Source organism: Alkalibacterium sp. m-11 (genome assembly GCF_054658155.1).
The window spans coordinates 1-6,555 of the sequence record NZ_BAAGIR010000108.1; the positions used below are offsets into that span (position 1 = coordinate 1).

The window sequence follows — 6,555 nt, forward strand, 5'->3', positions numbered from 1 at the left end:
AAAGTCTTTATTATTTGGGGAGAGTAAGGTATAATTCATTATGTATTGGTGAGAGAGAAAAGAAGACAGGGGAGCGTGAACTCCAATGCTGTCGCCTTTTCTCTCTTTCTTTCTGTCAGATTTGTATGCGTTTCCTTATTTTACCTTTGCTGGAGACATTTGACAAGAAAAAAAGGCAATGTGATCCAGCAGACGTGAATACGCTGCTGGATCAAGTTGCCTTTTTTCGCCTCTTTTTTATCGGTATAGAATGCTTTTCTACAGTTGCTGGTGGAGATGCTGAAGCGATTATGTTCTTTGGATTTATTCCAGTTGTTGGCTACCAAGCATCTGTTATTCCAGCCTTTATTTCAGGGTTTATCGGAGCAAAACTTGAACAGAAAGTTCGTAAATTTGTACCGGATACATTAGATTTAATCGTGACTCCATTCTTAGTATTATCTGTGATGTCTATCTTAGCATTATTCGTTATCGGTCCAGTTTTCCGTTCAGTTGAAGGTGGCATCGTAGCTGCTATATTGGCATTATTAGAATGGCCGTTGGGAATCGGTGGTGCACTTATCGGGTTCTTCCACCAAATTATCGTTGTAACAGGTGTTCACCACGTATTTAACGCATTAGAAGTTGGTCTATTGGCTGACACAGGTGTCAATGTATTTAACCCAATTATTTCTGCCGCTATGGCTGCTCAAGGTGGAGCTGCATTAGCAGTAGGATTAAAGACAAAATCGAAAAAATTAAAAGCATTATCTGTTTCATCATTTATTTCCGTATTATTAGGAATTACAGAACCAGCTATTTTCGGAGTAAACTTACGTTATGTTAAACCGTTTGTTTTAGGATTAATTGGTGGAGCAATCGGTGGATTATTAGCTGCTTTATTCGGATTACAAGCAACTGGAATAGGAATCACTTTAATTCCGGGAATGCTGTTATACCTAGATGGCCAATTATTCTTGTATATCCTTGTCATGCTTATCTCAATTGCTTCAGGATTTATTCTTACATGGTTATTTGGTTACTCTGACAAAATGTTAAACAAATAGAATTTTTCGGAGGGAGCAACTTATATGGAGTGGACAAGAGAACAGAAGTATCGAAAGCTAGAAGATGCAACAATAGATGAATTAACCCTGTTAGAAAAACAAGTTGCTCAATGTCCTTGGCGACAAACATTTCATATTCAACCGAAAACGGGGCTTTTAAACGATCCCAACGGACTAGCATTTTACCAAGGAGAGTACCATATCTTTTATCAATGGTTTCCACTTGGACCAGTTCATGGGCTTAAATATTGGTATCATCTTAAATCAACGGACCTTATTAACTGGCAAGATCTCGGAATTGGAATTACACCAGATCAATATTATGAAAATTACGGTGCATATTCAGGAAGTGGTTTTGAGCATGATGGTGATCTTTATTTAATGTATACTGGCAACCACAGGGATGAAAATATGGTACGTCACCCGATGCAAGCCATCGCTATTATGAAGCCAGATGGACAGATTGAAAAATTATTGGAACCAGTCATAAAAGATGTGCCTGAAGGTTATACGGAACATTTCCGTGACCCGAAAGTTTGGGAACAAGACGGAATTTACTATGCAATTATCGGGGCGCAACGACAAAATGAAACTGGATGCACGGTTCTTTACTGTTCAACTAACGCAATGGAGTGGACTTTCCTTGGTGAAATCAAGACAGAATTAGATCATTTCGGCTATATGTGGGAATGTCCAGATTACTTTGAGCTAGATGGTAAAGGTGTTCTAGTGTTTTCACCACAAGGATTGGAACCGACAGAAGATAAATATCAAAATATTTATCAAACAGGTTTTCTTATCGGAGGCACACTAGATTTACAAACACACACATTTTCTCACGGGGAATTCAATGAACTAGACAATGGCTTTGATTTTTATGCGCCCCAATCATTTGAGGATGACAAAGGTCGTCGAATCATTGTCGGATGGATGGGCTTGCCTGACATCGACTATCCTACTGACAAAAATGGTTGGGCTCACTGCTTAACATTGCCACGAGAGCTTAAAATCGTCAACAATCGCCTCCACCAAGTTCCTGTTTCAGAACTTGAAAATTTAAGAAAAGAAGAACAACACCTTTCTTCCATAGTGGATAATAATGTTGTTGAGTTAGGGGCAGGCGTTCAATATGAGCTAGAATGTGAATTTACTCATATTCACGCACAAGAAGTAGGATTGCAGTTACGAGCAGGTAATGGTGAACAGACCATCCTGAAATACGATACAGTCAACAAAAAAATCATTTTAGATCGAAGTGAGTCTGGTATGGAAGTTGCAGTAGATTATGGAACGACACGTCAGGTTCCCTATGACGGGGAAAGCTTAAAACTGCGTATCTTTATGGATACTTCCTCCATTGAAATTTTCATCAATGATGGCGAATTTGTGATGACATCACGGATTTTTCCAACTAATGATGATAATAAAGTTAATATTTTTGCGGTCAATGGTTCAGTGGAAACGGAATGTAGGAAGTGGGACTACTAATATCGATTCCTAGAAATTCAAAAAAGCTGTGAGAAAAAACAATTCTATCTCACAGCTTTTTTGCTACATTACTTCTTTTCTAGTGTCATGACTGTATGATTACCTGCCTGCACTTCTTGGCATTCATCTTTGCGGACAATTTCTATTTGATCACCGTTTGTAATAACTACTAGTGTTACTGTACTTGTTGCCTTTTCATCGATTAACTCCAAATCAAAAGTTATTAATTTTTGTCCAATTTTTATCGTGTCCCCCTCTTTCACAAATGTCTCAAATCCTTCACCGTTCATATTCACTGTTTCAAGTCCAATGTGAATTAAAATTTCTGCTCCAAAATCTGACTGAATTCCTACCGCATGTTTTGTCGAAAACACTTGAATTACTTTTCCCTCAACTGGTGATACTAAGACACCCTCTGTTGGAATAATCCCTAGACCATCTCCCATCATTTTTTGTGCAAAGACTGGATCTGGTACTTCTGATAATGGAATTACTTTCCCTGTCAATGGTGCTACTACAACCTCTTCTTTTTGCTTCTTTTTAAATAATCCTAACATTTTCTATCTCTCCCATGCTCAACATCTTTTTAGTAGGAACACTTAACAATAGGATGACAATAAATCATTCCCTTTCTTTAAATCCTTTACCTTTAAGAGGGTTCAGTTCCCATTTGCGAGAAATAAGGACTGAACCCTTCCATTTTCCAAAATTTAAGATAAATAACTGTTATCCCAACTCTGGCCAGAAATCTTTATTTGCTTCAATTAAATCATCTAGGATTTGTTTTGCTACTTTTGCACTTGGTACAGTTTTAGATAGGGTAATTGCCTGCCATAGTTTTGTGTACGACTTCTCTGACCATGCTTCTGCCACAAGTTTCTCTACAGCTACCTGTTGCTCCATTAATCCTTTTTGGAAACGTGGAATTTCTCCTTGTGTAATTGGTTCCGCACCGTTACTTCCTAAGATACAAGGAACTTCTACCATTGCAGTTGGCTCAAAGTTTGCAATCGCACCTTTATTCTCTACAATCAATAGCATACGCTCGTTCGTATTGTGGGCAATCGCACGGGCTAAATCTACAATGTAAGATGCGTGCTCATCAATTTCTAGTGTAGTCCCCTCTGAATTCCCTTTTTCTACAATTTTTTGACATTCACCAAAGACATGTTTCTCACGACCATCCATTACCATGTTTGCCCGAGTATAACTAGGATCTGTATGTGCCACCACTTCATCAGCCATGAAGTAATATTTTAAGTAGGTATTAGGCAACATATCAGGTGATAGCGGATAGAACTCTTTTACTACACCAAACGTATGCTTCCAGCTTTCATCATCATGCTGAGATTCACCTGCAGCCTCAAGCATCTCAGGGGAAGGTCCATAGCCATATTTCGCTACATGTTCTTTTAAACGAGGCATTAAATCATTACCATCTTTATCGCGAATGTCTGTCCACCATCCAAAGTGATTTAAACCAAAGTAACGTACAACCATATCTTTTCGTGATTTTAAACCTAATCCTTGTGCCATACGCTCTTCAATACCAATTGGCATATCACAGATATTGATTACCTTCGAGTCTGGTTTTAATAAACGACAAGCCTCCGCAACAATTGCAGCAGGATTGGAGTAATTCAACATCCATGCATTAGGAGAGTATTTTTCCATAAATTCAATAAGTTCCAATACTCCACCGATAGAACGCATTCCGTATGCAATTCCACCAGGTCCGCATGTTTCTTGTCCAACTACGCCATATTTCAGTGGAATCTTCTCATCCTTTTCACGCATTGCATATTTTCCTACACGAATATGTGCCATGACAAAATCAATGTCAGTAAAGGCAATCTCAGGATCAGTAGAAGCAACAAAATCAATATCAGGCGCTTGTTCTTTTAACATAATCTCACAAGCATCGGCAATCACCTTTTGGCGCTCTCCATCATTATCATAAAACTTAATCGTACGAATAGGAAATTTATCTAAATTATCCAATAACATTAATACAATTCCCGGTGTAAATGTACTTCCTCCACCTGCAATACAAACTGAAAACTTCTTCATAATAAAATTCCTCCAATAAAATTAAGTATTGTTATTTATATGCTAAGCTGCCCCTACCCTCAAGATAAGAGCAGTCTAGTTCACTTTACGCACTATGTTCCTTTAATATTTCATCCACTTGTGCTCGGATATTACCTACGCTACCGCCAATAATAACTTGACAAGCATTACCTTTTCTTACTACACCAAAGGCACCAACATCTTTAAAAACAGCATCTTCAGCCAATAAAGAGTTGTCTTTTACATTTACACGGAGGCGAGTCGCACAATTATTTACCTCAGCAATATTGTCAGCACCACCTAAAGCCTCAATATAAGCCATCGCAGGCTCTGTAAACTCATTAATCTCAGCACCTTGTTCCTTCGCCTTTGCTAATCTCTCTTTATATTCTTTCTTACTATAAAATGTTACATCCTCGCTATCTTCTTCTCTTCCAGGAGTTGCAAAATTAAACTTCACGATTAAGAATCGGAATACGAAGAAATAAACACCAGTAAAAATGAACCCAATAGTAATCTGCGTTAAATATGTTCCCCAGTGGTTATTGAATAACGGCAACCAGTTCAGAGCAATAAAGTCTATTAAACCACCACCGAAATTCCCTACTACTCCGAACGCAAACATTGTTGCAGACATTGTCGCTGCTAATACGGCATGTACAGCAAATAATACTGGCGCAATGAATAAGAATGTAAACTCTAATGGCTCTGTAATCCCAGTCAATACTGCAGTCAATGTAACTGGAATTAAAATCGCAAGAACTTTCTTACGCTTTTCAGGTTTTGCAGTGAAGTAAAACGCTAACGAGATACCTATTGCCCCCCAAACTTTCGACATTCCATGTAAGGCAAATCCACCTTCTGGGAACAACTCAATTAACGGCTGCGTAGATTGAGCAAAATAATTCATGTTCTCAAACCACGTGGGCGTGATTCCACCTTCTATAATAGCTGGCCCTAATACAAATGGTTGCCAGATAAAGTGATGTAAACCAGTCGGAATTAAAATCCGCTCTAAGAATGTATAAATCCATACCCCAAATATCCCAGAAGCAGCCATAAACCCTTGCAAAGAGTTAATACCCTCTTGAATTTGCGGCCATACTATTGCTGTGATAATAGCAACCGGTATCATTACAAAGAAGCCAACCATATACACAAATACAGATCCTTGGAAAATCCCTAAGAAATCAGGTAATTTCTTATTGAAATAACGGTTATGTATCCAAACAGATACAGCAGCAATGACAATCGCACCTACAACGCTTGTATCTAGTGTTCGAATCCCTGCAATTTCCTTTAATCCTGTACCTGCACCAATTTCACCAAAGTAATCAACACCTAAATGATTTCCAAAATGCTCTAAAATGCCTCCTACAAAATAGTTAAATGTAAGATAAGTAACCGCAGCTGTCATAGCTGCTTTTCCTTGTTCCACTTTAGCTAACCCAAGCGGTAAACCGATTACAAACAAAAGTTCCATTTGATTAAAAACAGTCCAAGCCCCGCTATTAACAATTGACCAAAAACTATGCCAAACTGTACCTTCATTTGCAATACTTCCCACTAGCATCGGATTAGTAAGAATAATTGTGACCGCTAACATTAAACCAGCAAAAGAAAATAATAGCACAGGCGTAAACATCGCCCCACCAAACCTTTGAATCTTTTCCATCATAATTGTTTCCCCTCTCTTTCATTTGTATATGTTCATTCTACTATTAGAGAAATCCTATTACAATACAATAGAGCACTGTTGCGAAATGGCTTCACTTTCTGTTCTTTTTCCCAAGTAGCGGGAATTTTTTCATATTTATTGATTTAATGATTATGGTGTCAAAACCCCATAATTTTAAGCACTTAATCAACTTGAAATGCTCAAAAGTATACAGTTTTAAAAAATAAAAGAGGGACTCCTCTTTATGCCATCACTTTTTCCTGATTGTGTTGG

5 protein-coding genes are annotated in these 6,555 nt (G+C 38.1%); 2 read left to right on the forward strand and 3 right to left on the reverse strand.

Annotated elements, in window-relative coordinates; genetic code table 11:
* Positions 1-1,046, forward strand: a 1,046-nt coding sequence (locus tag ACYQ2O_RS09620) for a PTS transporter subunit EIIC (protein WP_459796496.1), incomplete at its 5' end; no start/stop codon positions are given.
* Positions 1,047-1,070: 24 nt separating this feature from the next.
* Positions 1,071-2,534 carry a glycoside hydrolase family 32 protein gene (locus tag ACYQ2O_RS09625; protein WP_459796497.1) on the forward strand — a complete coding sequence of 488 codons (1,464 nt, stop codon included), beginning with the start codon at positions 1,071-1,073 and terminating at the stop codon, positions 2,532-2,534.
* A 68-nt stretch (positions 2,535-2,602) separates the two neighbouring features.
* On the opposite strand, the gene ACYQ2O_RS09630 is transcribed toward ACYQ2O_RS09625, so the two are convergent.
* From ACYQ2O_RS09630 to ACYQ2O_RS09640, 3 genes are all read right to left on the reverse strand, one after another.
* Positions 2,603-3,091, reverse strand: a complete 489-nt coding sequence (locus ACYQ2O_RS09630) for a PTS sugar transporter subunit IIA (RefSeq protein WP_459771033.1) — start codon at positions 3,089-3,091, stop codon at positions 2,603-2,605.
* A 169-nt stretch (positions 3,092-3,260) separates the two neighbouring features.
* Positions 3,261-4,604 (reverse strand): 6-phospho-alpha-glucosidase, encoded by a 1,344-nt coding sequence (locus tag ACYQ2O_RS09635; protein WP_346024406.1) that lies wholly within the window; start codon positions 4,602-4,604, stop codon positions 3,261-3,263.
* Positions 4,605-4,689: 85 nt separating this feature from the next.
* Complete coding sequence (locus tag ACYQ2O_RS09640; RefSeq protein WP_459796498.1) at positions 4,690-6,282, reverse strand: alpha-glucoside-specific PTS transporter subunit IIBC; 1,593 nt, start codon at positions 6,280-6,282, stop codon at positions 4,690-4,692.
* Positions 6,283-6,555: the final 273 nt, after the last annotated feature.

Excerpts from the sequence above, each read along its gene's own strand:
- ACYQ2O_RS09625 (WP_459796497.1), top strand. The coding sequence starts at position 1,071 with ATGGAGTGGACAAGAGAACAGAAGTATCGAAAGCTAGAAGATGCAACA.
- ACYQ2O_RS09630 (WP_459771033.1), bottom strand. The coding sequence starts at position 3,091 with ATGTTAGGATTATTTAAAAAGAAGCAAAAAGAAGAGGTTGTAGTAGCA.
- ACYQ2O_RS09635 (WP_346024406.1), bottom strand. The coding sequence starts at position 4,604 with ATGAAGAAGTTTTCAGTTTGTATTGCAGGTGGAGGAAGTACATTTACA.
- ACYQ2O_RS09640 (WP_459796498.1), bottom strand. The coding sequence starts at position 6,282 with ATGATGGAAAAGATTCAAAGGTTTGGTGGGGCGATGTTTACGCCTGTG.